The sequence below is a fragment of the Sphingobacterium daejeonense genome (assembly GCF_901472535.1).
Lineage (GTDB): Bacteria > Bacteroidota > Bacteroidia > Sphingobacteriales > Sphingobacteriaceae > Sphingobacterium > Sphingobacterium daejeonense.
Window position 1 is genome coordinate 1,440,338 of the sequence record NZ_LR590470.1, and the last position, 17,658, is coordinate 1,457,995.

General features: G+C 34.9%; 18 protein-coding genes. 17 read left to right on the plus strand and 1 reads right to left on the minus strand.

All coding sequences use genetic code 11. The annotated features are described in order from the left end of the window. Positions 1 to 89 precede the first annotated feature (89 nt). The 13 genes from FGL31_RS06880 to FGL31_RS06915 all read left to right on the plus strand — a co-directional run bounded on the left by FGL31_RS06880 (position 90) and on the right by FGL31_RS06915 (position 11,397). Complete coding sequence (locus FGL31_RS06880; protein WP_138090238.1) at positions 90 to 452, plus strand: HEPN domain-containing protein; 363 nt, start codon at positions 90 to 92, stop codon at positions 450 to 452. Next, positions 446 to 1,321 carry a hypothetical protein gene (locus tag FGL31_RS06885; RefSeq protein ID WP_138090240.1) on the plus strand — a complete coding sequence of 292 codons (876 nt, stop codon included), beginning with the start codon at positions 446 to 448 and terminating at the stop codon, positions 1,319 to 1,321. Before FGL31_RS06880 ends, FGL31_RS06885 begins: the two co-directional genes overlap by 7 nt. A 340-nt stretch (positions 1,322 to 1,661) precedes the next feature. Continuing rightward, positions 1,662 to 1,766, plus strand: coding sequence for a SymE family type I addiction module toxin (locus tag FGL31_RS29680; RefSeq protein WP_394366184.1), 105 nt, complete (start codon positions 1,662 to 1,664; stop codon positions 1,764 to 1,766). Between the two features lie 992 nt (positions 1,767 to 2,758). Further along, positions 2,759 to 3,739 (plus strand): hypothetical protein, encoded by a 981-nt coding sequence (locus FGL31_RS06895; RefSeq protein ID WP_138090242.1) that lies wholly within the window; start codon positions 2,759 to 2,761, stop codon positions 3,737 to 3,739. Between the two features lie 34 nt (positions 3,740 to 3,773). Continuing rightward, positions 3,774 to 3,950 carry a hypothetical protein gene (locus FGL31_RS22545; protein ID WP_171017568.1) on the plus strand — a complete coding sequence of 59 codons (177 nt, stop codon included), beginning with the start codon at positions 3,774 to 3,776 and terminating at the stop codon, positions 3,948 to 3,950. Continuing rightward, complete coding sequence (locus tag FGL31_RS06900) at positions 3,910 to 4,485, plus strand: hypothetical protein (protein WP_138090244.1); 576 nt, start codon at positions 3,910 to 3,912, stop codon at positions 4,483 to 4,485. Before FGL31_RS22545 ends, FGL31_RS06900 begins: the two co-directional genes overlap by 41 nt. Beyond that, positions 4,478 to 5,602, plus strand: a complete 1,125-nt coding sequence (locus FGL31_RS23200; RefSeq protein WP_197734119.1) for a hypothetical protein — start codon at positions 4,478 to 4,480, stop codon at positions 5,600 to 5,602. The genes FGL31_RS06900 and FGL31_RS23200 overlap by 8 nt, the downstream gene beginning before the upstream one ends. Beyond that, positions 5,589 to 6,311 (plus strand): hypothetical protein, encoded by a 723-nt coding sequence (locus FGL31_RS23205; protein ID WP_197734120.1) that lies wholly within the window; start codon positions 5,589 to 5,591, stop codon positions 6,309 to 6,311. The genes FGL31_RS23200 and FGL31_RS23205 overlap by 14 nt, the downstream gene beginning before the upstream one ends. A gap of 17 nt (positions 6,312 to 6,328) precedes the next feature. Then, positions 6,329 to 7,885, plus strand: a complete 1,557-nt coding sequence (locus FGL31_RS23210; protein ID WP_197734121.1) for a helicase-related protein — start codon at positions 6,329 to 6,331, stop codon at positions 7,883 to 7,885. A 224-nt stretch (positions 7,886 to 8,109) separates the two neighbouring features. Then, complete coding sequence (locus tag FGL31_RS06910) at positions 8,110 to 9,480, plus strand: DUF8724 domain-containing protein (protein ID WP_512745621.1); 1,371 nt, start codon at positions 8,110 to 8,112, stop codon at positions 9,478 to 9,480. Further along, on the plus strand, positions 9,449 to 10,033 hold the full coding sequence (locus FGL31_RS23215; protein ID WP_197734123.1) for an MrfA Zn-binding domain-containing protein: 585 nt from the start codon (positions 9,449 to 9,451) through the stop codon (positions 10,031 to 10,033). Before FGL31_RS06910 ends, FGL31_RS23215 begins: the two co-directional genes overlap by 32 nt. Positions 10,034 to 10,085: 52 nt before the next feature. After that, positions 10,086 to 10,466 carry an AlbA family DNA-binding domain-containing protein gene (locus FGL31_RS23220; protein WP_197734124.1) on the plus strand — a complete coding sequence of 127 codons (381 nt, stop codon included), beginning with the start codon at positions 10,086 to 10,088 and terminating at the stop codon, positions 10,464 to 10,466. After that, positions 10,438 to 11,397, plus strand: a complete 960-nt coding sequence (locus FGL31_RS06915) for an ATP-binding protein (RefSeq protein ID WP_197734125.1) — start codon at positions 10,438 to 10,440, stop codon at positions 11,395 to 11,397. The genes FGL31_RS23220 and FGL31_RS06915 overlap by 29 nt, the downstream gene beginning before the upstream one ends. A 589-nt stretch (positions 11,398 to 11,986) precedes the next feature. On the opposite strand, the gene FGL31_RS06920 is transcribed toward FGL31_RS06915, so the two are convergent. Further along, on the minus strand, positions 11,987 to 12,607 hold the full coding sequence (locus FGL31_RS06920; RefSeq protein WP_232046335.1) for a phage lytic cycle repressor MrpR family protein: 621 nt from the start codon (positions 12,605 to 12,607) through the stop codon (positions 11,987 to 11,989). A 780-nt stretch (positions 12,608 to 13,387) separates the two neighbouring features. Here FGL31_RS06920 and FGL31_RS22550 point away from each other — a divergent pair. The 4 genes from FGL31_RS22550 (at position 13,388) to FGL31_RS06945 (ending at position 17,593) form a co-directional block, all read left to right on the plus strand. After that, positions 13,388 to 14,119 (plus strand): cupin domain-containing protein, encoded by a 732-nt coding sequence (locus FGL31_RS22550; RefSeq protein ID WP_171017569.1) that lies wholly within the window; start codon positions 13,388 to 13,390, stop codon positions 14,117 to 14,119. Positions 14,120 to 14,544: 425 nt separating this feature from the next. After that, on the plus strand, positions 14,545 to 14,919 hold the full coding sequence (locus FGL31_RS06935) for a DUF1304 domain-containing protein (protein WP_197734126.1): 375 nt from the start codon (positions 14,545 to 14,547) through the stop codon (positions 14,917 to 14,919). A 493-nt stretch (positions 14,920 to 15,412) separates the two neighbouring features. Further along, entirely contained in the window at positions 15,413 to 16,162 is a 750-nt protein-coding gene (locus tag FGL31_RS06940) for a (Fe-S)-binding protein (protein WP_138090246.1), read from the plus strand. A gap of 42 nt (positions 16,163 to 16,204) precedes the next feature. After that, positions 16,205 to 17,593: a lactate utilization protein B gene (locus FGL31_RS06945; protein WP_138090248.1), complete on the plus strand. Its 1,389-nt coding sequence runs from the start codon at positions 16,205 to 16,207 to the stop codon at positions 17,591 to 17,593. The last annotated feature ends 65 nt before the right edge of the window (positions 17,594 to 17,658 follow it).

The window sequence follows — 17,658 nt, forward strand, 5'->3', positions numbered from 1 at the left end:
AGGGAATCTATTTCTGTTTACGTCCTGTCAACCCCAAAAACTCATTTACACAAAGGAGAATTCTGAGTTTGTGCCGATCCCCGAAAATTTTGATTTCACCAAAATGCAGGGGGCTTGCTATCGATTTTAAGAATCGGGAACAGCAAAAAATCGACGAGTTTAAAGAGGGTTATTATCATTTCAATGAAAAGGGGAAATATTCTTTGGCTTCTTTCATGTTGCATCAAGCTATTGAGCTTACTTATCGCTATCTCGAACTTTTACTTATTGCCAAAGAACGGGTTACGCATTCGATCCGATGCCACCATCTGTATATGAAGGAAATCAGTTCTATTTATGCTAATGTTTTCGATGAAGACGATCACGATGATATCGTTTTACTCCAAGTTTTGGAAGATATATACCGCTCAACCGTTACGAAGATCATTTTGAGATCGCCCCTGAGATGTTAAAGCGATTAGAAGCGAAGATGGAGGCATTACATTTAAATGCGGAACAGATTTTTAGTCATGTTCTGCAATCTTTTGAACAACCTTATACCGAAAATCATCATCTAATTGACCAAGAACATTATTTACCCCGAGAAATAACAATAAGTAAGCTAGATGATAACGCATGTTTGAAGGATGCTGTCGAGCAATTAAAACTAAGCATATCAGAGCCTATTGCGGTTTATTTGTTTGGGCATCGTGCGCGGTCATTTTTTATCGAAGGGATCAATGAGCGTGAAACCATTGGTATCTGTGACTATTATTTCGATTTGTTGATAGTTAGCGAAACGGATATAAGGGAGCAGTTAAGCAGTTTACAACCTTTAATAAACGAGCGTATAGGCATTTCTTTATTTCTATTGTCCTTTACAAAAGTCCAGATACAAAAGGAGCTCGATAAAAACAGCCCATTCTTTCACCGAGTGCTGTGTGAAAATGAAGCGTTGCTTCACGCAGGATTAGAAGTTAGCGATTGGCATTTTCATGAAAGTAAAGGGATGCGCACAAAGCAAGAGGTTGAGACGGCAAGAACAAAGTGGTACCAGCGAAAGGATAACGCCAATGGGTTCTTGCATGGTGGTAATGCTATAGATAATTCAGAGGAAGTCGTGATTAAGGTTCTTTTATATAATCAGGCTATGGAGCAAGCCTGTCTTGGGTTGCTCGAGTTCTTTTATGGCTATACTCCCTATCAGCATAACCTTCATCATCTGTATAATTTATGCTGCAGCTTTTGGTACTTTCCAAATGATATATTTCCAAGGGCTACTAAAGAGGACAAAAGACTTTTTAAGGAATTTGTCCACGTAGTTAAAGAATGTTCGCTATAAAGGGCTGTCTTATATTGATTGGGATGAAGCATACCGGTACGAAGCACGATGTGAACGATTTCTTGAAGAATGTATCAAACTCGTCCAAGGAACTTTCTCTAATGAATAGATTTAATAGGGTCGTTAGCCGTAAGACCAACGACGCCCACTCTTGCTTTGGCTGTTTAATATAAAAAACTCATTTGCCATATGAGGTAATATCAGACATCTGTTGATTACTATTTAAAATCTTTAGCATAATACATCCAAGAAGAGAGTAAGCAAACGACAAGAGGTCAGAAGATTAAAAATCCAACCAAAAATCAAGTTTAACCGTTTCAGTGAAACTAAAGTTCGTGTAATCAAATTAAGCGGACTATGGCTCGACAGATTGGGATTTTCTCCCCAAAAACGAGTAACAGTGACGACAATGGACAAACTGCTCATTATTCGATTAGACGAATAATGATAATAACAAAGCCGTCAGTTCAAATCGAATTGGACGATTTTTTTTATTCTTCTAATTCTACCTTTTACTTCCGATTGGATAGCAGTCTAAATAAGGCATAAAATGATTAGATTTGTATAAGGCTTAATATCGCCGTTATAAAACCAAAGAAAATAAGAGACGAGCAAGGAAGTGGTGGTGCCCGAAAGGGATAACTATAATACGTCGATAATCTATATTAAATATAATAGCCAGTTGAAAAATTAGGTTTGAAAGAGAATGATATGTAAATGAAGAACCAAATTAAAAGTTATTTAGAGCAGGTTTACGTAGAGGTTTCAAGTAGCATTTCAAAGCAATTTGATATGCGAAAGAATGATTTATCAAAGTTTTGCACTTTTGATTTGGTTAATTTTCATTTGATTAGCCAATATATTTTAGATGAAAATAAAAAAGATTTTTCATTAACATTCCACAGAGTGAATACAGACCCAATTTTTTTACTTCAATTTTTCATTCAATAGTTCTAATCAAACTCTACCAAAATTATTTTAGTCACGAAAACGTGGTGCCTATATTGGATAAAGGAGATTTGATATATGCGAAGCGTAAATAAAGAATATAGAGTTTTTGTTGTCAAAAATTTACTACCAGAGCAAATAAAAAATAAACTTTAGGTTTCCAAGAAAGAATGAAATTGGAATCAATGATTTTCCACTAAAAAAGCAATTTCTTACGAAACTGAATCCAAATTTAGTAGATACCAGAAATTCAACGAAGAATGTAAACTCCTATCGTGAATTTTTATCCTCTAATTTTAATGAAGATTTCCCATTTATAACAGATTTTAAGAATAGAACATTGGTAATTGCCGAAAAGCAATTTTTCATTGAAAGTAAAGTTTACCCATCAGATACACGAGTAAGAAAGGAAAAATAAGTAATGATTTACCGTTTTTAAGTTATTTGGTTGAATGTTGCAATGACTTTAATTCTGCAAAAGAATTTGTGTTGAACAGTAGTCAATGTTTTGATGAAATAATTGTCATTGGAGATTCTAAATATCGAGACATTTTTGACTTTATCCTTCAAGAAAAACACAGGGGTAGGTACGAAAATATTGTTCTTATTGGTGCAGAAAAACCAAATACAGAAAATCAGTTTTTAGAATGGTCTTGGTCTCATGATGAGTTGAAGATAGCAAATAATGAAAGGGTAAACAGACTTACAAAAGTTGTATTAAAGGACGACAGTCTGTATTCGTTATTTATAGAATTAAAGTCTGAAGTTGAAAAAATAAAAGAAGAAAGCAAGGTTAATCTTGCGTTTATATTGAAATATGCTAATTTCTTTTCGAGAATGATTTTGGTAAATACCAATTTGTCAAAGGGAATTTTTCGGGAATATTTAGAGAGGCTGAACCATTATTTTCAAAGCGAGACATTTGCTGAAGAAGTTAATAGCCTTTTCTATGGAAAAGATATTTACAATCCTGATGTAATTGAGCATTATACGAATCGGATTTTTGATAAATTCTCTGGAATTTCAACGTATTTGGAAACTGAAAATTTAAAATGGGATTACATAAAACAAAAAGCTAACTCTAATCAAGCAAAAACTGTCTGTTTAATTGTAGAAAAGAAAAATTACGATGCTATAAATAATCAACTACTAAATGAAAGTATCAATACTATTCGTTTGATAAGTGATAAAAGAATAGACCATTCAAAACTTTATTTGGATAAATGGCTGAATGATGAACAAAATTCTCAAGACAAATTAGTCATTATCCCATATTTGAATAATATGGAACTATATACAAAGATTACATCTGTAAAAGGTTGTTGTGAAGTGCTTTGTTATGAAAATATAGATGAAATTTCATTTGACAATGTAGAACGGAGTTACCAAAGCCAAGAAAAGTTAAAATTAACACATAATGACAGAGCAAAATTTATAAAGACTAATTTCCGTTCAGATAGTCGAATTTAAAAAAAGAGATTTAGATGATGTTTTTACTTTCGATTTGAATGGTGAGAATTTTAAGAATAACCCTTACGAATATATTGATTTACCAAAGGAAAAGGCTTTTTATGAGGTTATGTTTGATGATGGAACAACAGAAAAATTTGAGTCATCAAAAGGAATTTTCCTGATTGAGAATGGGGGAGCAGATAAAAACTACGATTGGAGAACTATATGATAATTCTACCATTAGGTTCTATCAAAACAATAGCCCAAAAGAATTTAGGGAAATTTTAAAAATATTTGACACTGAAAACTTATTAGATTCATTTGATGAATATTCAATGAGTTGGAAGCAGACATTAATCAACCTATCATCAAAATTTGGGGGAATTGAGAATCTATACAATCGGATTTTCACAACTTATAAAATAAACTATAATACATTTCGATTATATTTTGATAAAAATTCTCAAACACGATTTCCAAGAGTGAAAACATTAGAAGCTATTCGAATATTTTGTTTGAATAATGGTTATACAGACGAGCTTATTGTAAGTGAATTTGAGAAGTTCAAAGTTTATTCAAAAAGAGACCATTCCATAAGACAACAAGCAGGAAAAATATTAGGTAACGATTTGTTGGATTATATTGCTTCGGATAAAACAGAAGTAAGTGATTCGTTGGGAAAATTATCCAAAAACATCCTGGATAAATTAACTGACACCATTCAAGAAAAAATTGTGATAAGAAAGACTTTATTAGATGAATAAATACATAGAAGAACCAAGATTAATATTCCGAGATACGATTCAAAAAAACTTGATTGGTCCCGGCTCCGATGTTTTTGTGTCAGACAGTGAAAACGAAATAATATCTGATTATCCATTAAGTAGATATTATTCAGGGATTTTGTTTCCTGAACGAGATACTGAAACTTCTATTGGTGAAAAAGAAATGATTGATGCTAATGCAGAAATAGAGGATGACAATCTTGAAGAGAATCTAATACTGTTAGACAAAGGTGAAGAAGATTTTGACGAAGATGTAGATATAAGCAAAAATGTAGAGCCTGAAAAAGAATATTCAGAAGCTAATCAGTACTTTCCGACAAATTTTGGGTTAACTTTTTGTGTCCCCAAAGATACAAAAAGTTTAAAAGTGGCTTTTAAGTACGCAAAGTATGAACAAATTAAACCTACAAATGCAGTAATAGAAATTGATGAAAAAGATTATAGATGGTTCGTAGAACATCCATATAATTATATTAACAGATATTTCAAGTATGAGAACGGACTAATGTCCTTAAACAAAGATGAGTTTGACAAAGGGGGATTGTCCGTTCGTAATTATAGGGATAGATTTAAGGAAGATGAGCGTCAAAGAGAATTGTTGGATAGCGTTGGATATAAAAAAGGAGAGCTATTGTTAGGGCGACTTTGGAAAAGAGTGCAACGAGAACCGATAGTTGTCGAACTAAATCTAACAGAAATTAATGCAGATGAATCAAAAGAATATCCATTGGACGAAAACCAAGAGGATAAATCGGTTATAACTTGTTATTACAAAAAGATTTATGAGACTCATTATGGTAAGTTCATAAAAATTCTTTTGGCAAACAGATTAAATCACCCGAAAAATAAATTTTCATTTGGTAATGAGTTACTAAATAAGAAAGCGATTTTTCAAGGTGAAATATCAATAACAGGAACTGAATTCCTACCATACAAACAACTCACAGAAACTAATCCATTTGACGAAGAATTAAACTTAATCAATTTTCAATACAGAGAAGAGCATTCTTTTGCTATTGGACACGGTTGTGCTGTTACTTGGAATAATGGTAAAACACCCACGGAATTAAAAACAACTTTTTTTGCCCGAAGTTGACATTAAAAATTACAGTAATGCCTTTAAAGACACTTTTCCAAAAGAGTTAAAGGAAATAACTGAATTAAAACAACTTTCGATTTGGACAGATTTAGATAAGTCTACCATTATCCAGAAATTAAAACTCTTTGCTCAAGAATATAAGAATTGGACAACAACAAAGCAGGAAACTACTATTGCAGAGGAAAATTACAGAAAATCTTTAAACACTGTTTTAGAAAAACAGAACAAAACTTATGATAGGCTAATCAAAAACATAGATTTTCTTAATTCAGATGAAATTGCTTTTAAATCTTTTTTGTTGGCAAATACAGCAATGTATATTCAGATGTTGATTTCCAATAAAGATTTGTTTGGTAAGAAGGGAATTGAGTTAAATGAGATTGATAGCAATTTGAATTATAATGATTTGTATTTCTTTAAAAATCATTCATTCAAACCAAATTACAGACCATTCCAATTAGCGTTTTTTCTTTTGAATCTTGAATCAACAATCAATGAAAATTCTAATGATAGAAATAATGTTGTCGATTTGCTTTGGTTTCCCACGGGGGGAGGTAAAACGGAAGCATATTTAGCAATTACAGCTTTCACGATGATTAGCAGAAGAATTTTACACGGCAAAGATTCAGAGGGGGTTTCTGTAATAATGCGATATACCTTGCGATTATTGGACAGCACAAACAATTTGAAAGAGCAACGAAATTGATTCTGTCATTGGATTTTTTGAGAAGAAATTTTAAATCAGATAATGATTACTTTTTTGGAAATGATAAAGTGTCAATCGGGATGTGGGTTGGAGCTTCTACCACACCAAACTCATACAAAGATGCTCAAAAAATATACAAAAAAGTCTTTGAAGAAATTACCAAACTAAATAATGGAAAAACTGGAGATTATCGCAAAGTCAATACGTTTCCTATAACAAACTGTTCTTGGTGTGGCTGTAACTCTGTTTCAAAAAATCAATTTGGGAAATATGATTTAGGTTACACAGCTACTGATAAATCATTTTCCACACATTGCCTTAATTCAGATTGTGCATTTAGTGAAGAGCTCCCTATTTACTTTGTAGATGATAAGATTTATCAACATCCACCTACATTGCTTTTTGCAACTGTAGATAAATTCGCAATGCTTTCACATAGAGAAGAAGGACATAAATTATTTAATTCCCAAGAAGAAAGTAAATTACCCCCTGATTTGATTATTCAGGATGAATTACATTTATTGAGCGGGCCTTTAGGTTCAATCACAGGTTTGTATGAATCCATCGTAGAAATGCTTTCAACAAAGGGAAACAGAAAGCCTAAAATTATCACATCAACAGCGACAACAAGAAATACGGAACAGCAAGTTGCCATGCTCTATGGTAACAGGGCATTGAATATATTTCCGCCAATGGGTGTAACGTATGATGATAATTTCTTTTCTTTTGTTTCCGATGATAGTAAAAGAAAACATATTGGTTTTATGCCAACAGGAAAAACAGCCCTAAATTCACAAATAAGGATTTTAGGTAATCTGCTTTTGTCTCGTATTGAGCTATTCAAGTATTATAGGGAAAAAGAGCAATTAACACGAGAGGATGCAATTGATAGAGAAAATAATTTTTGGACAATAGTTTCATTCTACAATAGTTTGCGTGATGTCGGAAAAGTTTATAACAAGGTTCCTGCGGAAATATCAGATTTCTTGAAACTGTTACATAACCGTTATCAGTTGAACAAACAGATTTATGGGTTCAATTATTTTGGGCTTTCCGGAAGAACGAAGGAATTAACGAGTAGAGTCGAAAGCAATTCTATCAAAAAACTCTTAAACGAATTGGAAGAACCATTTAATTTAGTTGTAAAGGATGAATGGAATTTTGTACAGAATACTGTTGATTTGGTTTTGGCTTCCAATATGTTTTCTGTAGGAATAGATATTGAACGATTGAATGTAATGTTAATGAATGGGCAACCTAAAAATGTAGCAGAATATATTCAGGCATCAAGTCGTGTGGGAAGAAAAGACAAAGGAATAGTTATCAATTTATTAGATGCCAACCGCTCAAGAGATAAATCCTATTTTGAAAACTATGTTCCATTTAACAACGCATACTACAAATTTGTTGAACCTTTAAGTGTTACACCATTTACAGAAATTGCTTTGGACAAAGTCTTAGCGAGTTTATTGGTTTGTTTTGTGAGACATAAGCAAGGTTTATACCTTGACAAAAGAGCGAAAGATTTGTTGGAAATTATGAAGACCTTAAGAAATTCATTTCAGATAGAATAAGAAATAAAAAGCAATTGGATTACGCTTTGGAAAAACTACAACTTTTAGTTGATAAATGGACTACAAAGGAAGGCGATTTGACTTATAAAATTCTGATTAAAAAGATGTCAGATTTAGATGATTGGAGTCTGATGATGTCAATGAGAGAAATAGACACAAATAGCATAGTAAAAATAATAAACAGATAATGGGGGCAATTTGAACAAATACAAACAAGAAAGGCTATTAGTTCTTATGGCGGTGTCGGTTCTATTATAGAAACAAGAGATGGCTCTATATTGATTGACAATTTTGATGAATGGCCATTTTTCCAAGTTGTGAATGGAAAGTTTGAAGAGCATAATTTTGTCATTGATAAAAGGTTTAAGAATCGTTTAAGTAAATATTTTCAAGAATTAGAGTATTTGATAAAAATTCCTGTTAATGATTTAAAACAAGGTTATCAACCTGAAAATCCATTTGCTTTTTTATCGGCTCAGTATTTCCCTGAATGGTTTTATTGCAATAATTGTCATCGTTTTGATAGAATTGACAATTGGAAACGAAATTGGGATAACAATGTAGAGAGTCACCATAAGACCACTAACACAGAACGAAGCTATTTTTATCCGCCAAAATGTTATTGTTGTTATGTAAATAACAGAGACAAAAAACGGAAATTTTTCAATTTGGAACAAGTAAGATTTATTTTAACCTCACCTAATGGGGAAATAGCAGATATTCCTTGGGATAAATGGGCGATGTTTTTGGATACAAAGAAGAAAGGAAATAAAGAAAAATCTGAAAATACAACGGACGAAGAAGAAATCATTACTCTTTCAAATGTTCAAGTTCCAGAAGATGTAATTTTTGAATATAAAACATCTGACAAATTAGATGATTTGAAAGGTATTTGGATAATAGCAAAAAGAAAAAATGGTGAACAAATAAGTTTTGCAACATTGTCAGGCTTATTCGATTTAAGGATAAAAATTCAAGAGTTATTACCCAATACTAAAGAAACGGATATTTTGTTTAAACCTGTTATTCGTTCAAGTAATAGCGTTTATTATCCGAATATTTTATCAAGTATTTTTATTCCTGCTAATGATGAATTAAATGATTATACGATCAACCTGATTAAAGAAGAATTTGAAGAAGGAAGTAATGTAAATCAAATTTCAAAAAATCTAAAACGATATAAAAATATAGATATTGAATCTCAGGCTATTCAAACTCTTATAGACAATAATTTTAGTGAACGAGAAGCTGAAATTGCAAAAACAGAAAACCAATACCGATACGATGAATATAAATTCATTACGGGAAAAGATAATGAAAGAGTTGAAGACAGATTAATTTTTTCCAAAATAGATAGTTCATATTTTCATAGCGATTTGATAAAATCCATTTACAAAATGGATAAGATAAAAATAACATCTGTACAAACATCCTATACAAGGCAGGAACCGATTTCTAAAAATTATTTTTTAGATGATGAGGACTTAGAGAAAGCAACAAAAGAAAGTATCACTAAAAAATTTACTTCCACTAATGGTAAGAATGCGAAATATTTGCCAGCGGTTGAGAGTTTTGGAGAAGGTGTTTTTTTTTGAATTTGACAATGATATTTTAAATAAGTGGATTGCAGATAATCTAAAGGTACAAGAACGAATTTCCATTATAACCGGTAACCACAGTCAATTGGAATCAAATTTTAATGATGACTTAATTTTAAGTCCAAAATACATTCTCATTCATACATTTTCTCATTTAATTATTAAAGAATTAGAATATTTGTGTGGTTATCCATCAACTTCTATTCAAGAAAGGTTATATATAGATGAGAGTTTAACAATGAATGGAGTTTTAATTTATACTATTGCTGGGTCAGAGGGAAGTTATGGCGGGATTACATCCATCTGCGATGATGACCGAATAGGAAAATTGATAGAATCTGCAATGATTCGTGCTACTGATTGTGCAACAGACCCAATTTGTTATCATACACATGGACAAGGTGTTGCAAATCTTAATCTTTCTGCCTGTTTCAGTTGTACTTTGCTTCCTGAAACATCTTGTGAAATGTTTAACTGCTATCTTGACAGAAGAATTTTAGTAGATAAAGATTATGGATATTTTAAAAACCTTTTCAATACGAAGAAATAAGCAATATTAATTTTTGAAAAGGTTAAATAATTCTGAAAATTAATAAAATAGGATGCCTGAACAACAAAATATAGAATATAAACAGAGTTGGCACGAAGAATATCTTAAGTGGGTTTGTGGTTTTGCAAATGCACAAGGTGGGCTGATTTACATCGGGAAAGACGATAATGGGGATGTCGTTGGTTTGGAAGATTATAAAAGGCTAATGGACGATATTCCCAACAAGATTCGTAACGCAATGGGGATAACTGTTGAGGTGAATTTACACGAGGAAGCAGGGAAACATTTCATTGAAATCGTTACGCATTCTTATTCCGTGCCTATTTCATTGCGTGGTAGATATTACTACCGTAGCGGAAGCACCAAGCAGGAATTGACAGGGGGCATCACTCAACGAGTTTTTGTTGAAGAAGTCGGGCAAGACGTGGGATGATGTGATTGAACCAAGAGCGACATTTGATGATATCGATGAAAATACTTTTTCCGCATTTCTAAAAATGTCAGAAGAAAAAGGTCGGATGCCCGAAACAATTGGTTTAACCATTCCACAGATATTTGATAAACTTCTGTTGACTGAAAATGGACAGTTGAAAAGAAGTGCTATTATTCTGTTTGGGAAAAATCCTGCAAAGTTTTATCCGAATACGTTTGTGAAAATCGGACGTTTCAGAGAGAACGATATTTTATTTCACGATGTAGCAGAGGGCAATTTGATTACACTTTTGCGAGAAGTTACGAATCAACTCAATCATAAGTATCTCACACAAAAAATTCATTTTGAGGGTTTGTATCGTATTGAAACAGGCGAATACCCTACACCTGCAATCAGAGAAATGTTATTGAACGCTTTGATACACCGTAATTATATGGGTGCAATGACACAAATCCGTGTGTATGACGATAGTATCAATGTGTGGAATGATGGAACATTGCCAGCAGGTATTAATTCAGAATCTTTGAAAAGACCGCATCGGTCAAATCCACGCAATCCGATTATTGCAGATGTTTGTTTCAAAGGAGGTTTGATTGATTCGTGGGGAAGCGGAACGATAAAAATCATTGACACTTGTAAACAAGCCGAACTACCCGAACCCGAACTTATTGAACAAGAGGGAGGTTTCTCGGTAACCCTTTTCAAAAATAAGTTGACAGTAGAACAGCTAACGAAACTTGGCTTGAATGACCGTCAATTAAAAGCCGTTGAGTATGTGAAAGAGAAAGGGAAGATTACGAATAAAGAGTATCAAGAGCTGTTTGAAGTTGCAAGAATGACAGCGACAAGGGATTTAACAGAATTAGTTGAAAAAGCCGTATTTAAGTCGTCAGAGGTCAAAGGAGCGGGTGCTTTTTATGAACTTTTGTGAATTGCACCATAATTGCACCAATTGCATCATAATAGCATCACGATTGCATCATTTAAGCATAACCAAAGTGTAAAGAGAGTTGGTAACCGACTTGATTTCCCCCGCTCATTAGTGGCTTGCGAAACCCCACTGCTCTTGCCCTGCGCTGTTCTCGCTTTGGCTGTTTACGGAATTGGTTTGATGATTAAATACCACAAAAAAGGATTGTTATTATCAGGATACTTTCGTATCTTTATGATAACAAAGTACATTGACTGATTGGAAAAGGTTCTATCGGGAGAACACAAAAGCCTACAAAGGCGGTGATATTAAAGGTGACCTATTCGGTTACCTCTCTTGATAGTTTACTTGTTAACATTAATATAATCAACGCATTAGAGGTGTGGTGGAAAATCCTGCCACCCCGACAAAAGCCATTGATTATCAGTGGCTTTTTCTTTTTTCGGACACATTTCGGACAAATTATATCTGAATATTGATTATTCAATAACCTAAGCAAAGTTAAGTTAAGCTAGAAGAATAACCCTTCTTAAAGAATGATTGGAGCATAATGCTTGTTTCTATAGAGCGTGAAAAGTTCATCTTATTCTTATAATAAATCAAGAGGGCTAGGAGTCTTTTGCTTGTCTATGTCAGTGATATGAGTGTAGATCATAGTCGTTTTTATATTTTCATGACCCAATAACTCTTTTACAATTCGGATATCGATACCTGATTGGATTAAATGTGTGGCATAAGAATGTCGCAATGTATGTACAGAGCCTTCCGACTGAACATTTGCTTTGATCAATGCTTTTTTCAGAATCAACTGTACACTTCGTTCGCTATACTTGCCACCCTTCTCACCTTCGAAGAGGTACTCCTTTGGCTTGAATGCTTGATAATAATGTCTCAAAGTCGCCAGCAATTTGTCTGGTAATGATACAATCCGATCTTTATTACCTTTGCTTTGATGGATTCTGATAATTCCATCGGAAGATTTTATGTCTTTGATTTTGAGATTCAACAGTTCGCTAAGACGTAGTCCACAACTATAGATTGTCATCAGAATAGCCTTGTGTTTTAGATTTTGAGTGTTATCGAGAATATTTCTTACTTCTTCTTTTGAAAAGAATTTAGGTAATTTAGAAAATGAGCGTTTCGGGTATAAGTAATCCAGTTGGATTTTTTTGTCCAATATCAGTTCGTACATCTTCTTGATTGCGCCCACTAATCCTTTTTGATAGGAAACACTAATTTTCCCATTTTGAACTTTTTCGTTTATAAACGCCTCAATATCTGACAGTGGAATTTCTTCAAGGGAGGGATATTTGCTAACATGTTTAAGAAATATACTAGCGTAATCCTTTTACGATCTAATGGTATTGCCAGCATATCTCTGCATCAGCAATCTCTTTTCGAAGGTTTCAAGTATGATTTCGCTATTCATATCAGGGAAATAGTATTTTATAATATTTTGTTTCGCTATTTGTGCGTTTTTATTTTTTAAATACAAATATATCAATATCTTATGTAGAAAGAAAAGTCAAATAACGAAACACGTATATAGGGTTGGTTAAGCGAAATTTTCCGTATATTCGTTTCGTTAAAACAGATGTTGTTAGCAATCCGCTGCGCTCCTTGCTAACAATGGCTCGGCGACTTACGTCGCTTGCCGTAAGCCGCCGCTTCGCGGACTGCTTACAACAAGCGACTTGGCTAAATAGCTCCGCTTTTGTATCTTCGATACAGCTTCGCTACTTCGCCAAGTCGCCGAGCCATTGTTAGCAATCCGCTGCGCTCCTTGCTAACAATGGCTCGGCGACTTACGTCGCTTGCCGTAAGCCGCCGCTTCGCGGACTGCTTACAACAAGCGACTTGGCTAAATAGCTCCGCTTTTGTATCTTCGATACAGCTTCGCTACTTCGCCAAGTCGCCGAGCCATTAGCTGCAACCCTAACCGACAACTCCTCATTTCGGCATCACAATAAATCAATACTACCTTTGAAATATGAAAAATAAAAATTTAGACCAAGACTTTGGCACATTGTCAGAAACCATTAATCGACTTGTTAAGTTAGGTTACACCCACGACTTTAATATAATGGACGAATGTATTGTATGCCATAAGGAAAATATTACATTATCACCAGACGATTTTCAAATTGACCACGTCTATCGCTTTGAGGGCGACTCAGACCCTGAATACCAGTCCATACTTTACGCCATTTCATCTACAAAGTTTGACGTTAGAGGAACTTTAGTAAATGGTTACGGCACTTCATCAGACGAAGTGACAACAAAACTGATAGAAAAATTAAACACTCATAACAACCAAAATAAAATGGAAAGTAAATCAAATGACGAAACACCACAACGGCCAGATAGTGAACGCTTATTAAATGCACCGTTTGTAGAAATGAATTTACAAGAGGTTATTAAACAAATAAAAAGTGAAACTACTTGGATTGACAGCGACCGAAATGCCGTTACACTTTTCAAATCGGAAACTATGAGAATTGTGCTTATAGGACTACACAAAAACGCAGAACTAAAACCGCACAAGGCTAACGGAGTAATAAGTGTTCAAGTAATTGAAGGCAACATAGAATTTACAGCAGAAGATCAAATTACTTCTCTGGAAAAAAGACAAATGATAGCATTACAAGAAAATATTATTCATAGTGTTAAAGCGTTGACAGAAAGTTTTTTTCTATTAACACTTGCAATGAACAACAAATAGACACGAGAAGAGAAGGGCAGCAGCTAACAGGCGTTTGGCAAAAAAGCGGGTTCAGTGGTTATTTGAACATTCTACCTCGTATCAACTTTTGTGCTGGGCTGAAAGTTTAGTGCTTCGAAATCCGCTTCTTCGCCAAGCTGAAAAACGTTGAGAGGAAATCCCTCCGGGCTTCCCTCTCAACGGATCAGGCGCTTGCCGGAGTACAGCCCTTCGAGACTGTCCTCTAACACGCGCTTGGAGCAATGCTCCAGCACGTGCGCCAAGCGCCTGATCCGTTATAGGCAAGCCTAACTAACCGTACTACACAACGCGACAGAAACCGAAAGAACAACCAGGCTCAACCCTCCAACCAAACTTACGGAAACGTTTCACTTGTGTAACGACAATTCTTTTCTACTTTTACACTATATTTAAAAGCTTAATTTATGGAGTTTATATACATCATTTCAAAAATACTGATAGCAATAGTCGCTATTGAACACCTATTCATTTTATGGATGGAAATGTTTGCTTGGGAAACAACAGGCAAAAAAGTTTTCAAAGGAGCATTGCCAGAAGAACTATTTAAACCGACAAAAGGGTTAGCCTCCAATCAAGGTTTATATAATGGTTTTTTGTCGGCAGGACTTATTTGGAGTTTCTTTATTTCCGACCCAATTTGGCAAAAAAACGTTGCCCTGTTCTTCTTAGGTTGTGTTATTACAGCAGGTGTTTACGGAGCTATCGTTTCATCTAAAAAAATATTTTTCACACAAGCATTACCTGCCATTATCGCCTTGACATTTACGTTATTGAGTTAGAAAGCGAGTATTGACAGAAAGCCCAGCCTATAACAAGGGTTTTGCAAGAGAGCGGGTTAAGTGCTTCGGTTCAGTGTTAGTGCATAAAATCCGCTCCCTCGCAAAGCCCCGAACCGTTACAGGCAATGTTACACAACCGCACTACCAACTCAATAAAAGAGCTACTTGAGAACATAATAAAAATTTAATCAATATGGCAAAAACAATATTGAACAAAGTAGAAACAAGAGGACACGTAAGACACGGCTAGTTATAATCCTGTCACATGTTTAGTTTTACAAAATTATCGCAATCCCGAACGTATGCACTTTGGTGCATTGCGGGCGTTGAATGATGATAGAGTTGATGCATGAAAGGAATGGGCTTTGGTTCTCGTAATGGAAGTACCAATGGAATTTTAATTAAAAACCGATAATCATTCCAAATTGCTAATGAATGAAATTTAAGACTGAAAATATTGTAAATTTGATTTAAAAAATTTTTCAAAAATATTATGAAAGTAGCGCTTTTTGTCCCTTGTTATATCGACCTTATCTATCCCGAAGTTTCAATTGCCACGTTGGAATTATTAGAAAAACACAACATAGAAGTTGTCGTTCCACTTAATCAAACCTGTTGCGGACAGCCGACTGCCAATGAAGGAGATCAGAAAAATTCGGCAAAGATGGAAAAAGTTTTTGCTCAAAACTTTCAGGATTTGAACGTAGATTATATCGTTGGTCCTGCCGGAAGTTGCGTGAAACAAATAAAACTTCATTTCGATGCCATCGAGCAAACTGAAAAAGTAACGGCAATGCGGGCAAAAACAATTGAGCTAGTGGAGTTTTTCACAGATGTCCTGAAAATCACGGATTTTTCTGACTTATCATTTCCGCATACAGTCGCCATTCACAACAGTTGCAGTTCTATCAGAGGATTGCACATCAGTTCTCGCTCCGAATGGCAGGAACCTCGCTTCAATAAAACAGAAGAACTTTTGAAAACCATTCAGAATATCAATATCAAACACATCAACAGACCCGATGAATGTTGTGGTTTTGGCGGAACGTTTTGTGTAACTGATGAAGCAGTAAGTGCCAAAATGGGACAAGACAAAGTTTCGGATTATGTCGGTAACGAAATTGAATACGTTGTTTCGCCAGATATGTCTTGCCTGATGCACCAAAAAGGCGTTTCGGACAAAGAAAAAACTGGATTGAAATTTCTACACGTGGCTCAGGTGTTGAATAACGGACCGTTTTGATAAAGAAGACACGAAGTTAATTGACAAAAAAAGAAATAGAAAATGAAAAAAGTCAATATAGAAAAAAACGCAGCGGCATTCATCTATCAGGACGATGTTCACGTAACGGAACACGACAAAAACCTGTGGAATGCAAGAGTAAAAAGAGATAAAGCCGCTTCCGAAATTCCCGAATGGGAAGAATTGCGAAATCTCGCTTCTGCCATCAAAGAGCATACACTTACACATTTAGACAAATACATTGAGCAGTTTGTAGAGAATGCCGAAAAAAGAGGTATCAAAGTTCATTTTGCAAAAGACGCCATTGAGCATAATGCCATTGCCTACGAAATTTTGAGCAGCCATAATGTAAAGAACATCATCAAAAGTAAGTCGATGTTGCAAGAAGAATGCGGAATGACACCTTTTCTGGAAGAAAAAGGAATAAATGTTTTAGAAACCGATTTGGGAGAACGGATACAACAGTTGTCGGGTCAGCTTCCCAGTCATATTGTAATGCCGGCCATTCATCAAACCAAAGAAGATGTAGCAAAATTGTTCGCAAAAAAAATTGGAACAGATCCTAACGATACCGACCCAAGCTCATTAAATACCGCTATGCGGAACAATGCCCGACCAAAATTTTTGGTTGCCGATGCGGGAATGACGGGAGGAAATTTTGCTATTGCCGAAACCGGAACTTTTGTTGTTTGTACCAATGAAGGAAATGCCGACCTCACCGCAAGTTTACCGCCTTTACACATTGCCAGTATCGGTATTGAAAAAATATTGCCCAAAGTAGAAGATTTGGGTGTTTTTATACGCATATTATCCAGAAGTGCTTTGGGAACTCCGGCTACGCAATACACTTCGCATTTTTCGGGACCGAGAGCAGGTTCGACAATGCACATTATTTTAACCGACAACGGACGGAGCAAACGTTTGGCGATGGACGAATTTTGGACTTCGCTGAAATGTATTCGTTGCGGTGCTTGTATGAATACCTGTCCTGTATATAGACGAAGCAGCGGTTTGGCGTACAGTGCTACTTATTCCGGACCGATTGGTATTATTATTGACCCCACTTTTGACCCAAAAAAATATTCCGAATTGCCATATCATTCCTCTTTATGCGGTTCGTGTACCGAAGTTTGCCCAGTACACATCAACATTGCCGAACAGATTATGGACTGGCGTAAAGTGATGATGAAAAACAAGGAAGTCGATTTCAGCCGGAGAATGGCGTTTAAAGCAGCAGGCGTAGTATTGAGCAATCCGAAGTTGTTCCGTGTAGTAGAAAAAGTAGCATATAATGCTATCAATATTTTACCCGAAGCCATCACCGAAAACAAAACCCTCGACCCTTGGGCGGCACACCGCAAACTGCCCGATGTAAAGAAAGAAACTTTTAGGGATTGGTATATTAAAAACAGAAAAAGCAATGAGCAATAAAACAAGAATTTTTACAATCGGTACGGGAAAGTTTGAAAAAACGCACCCAAAATCGAATACCCCAA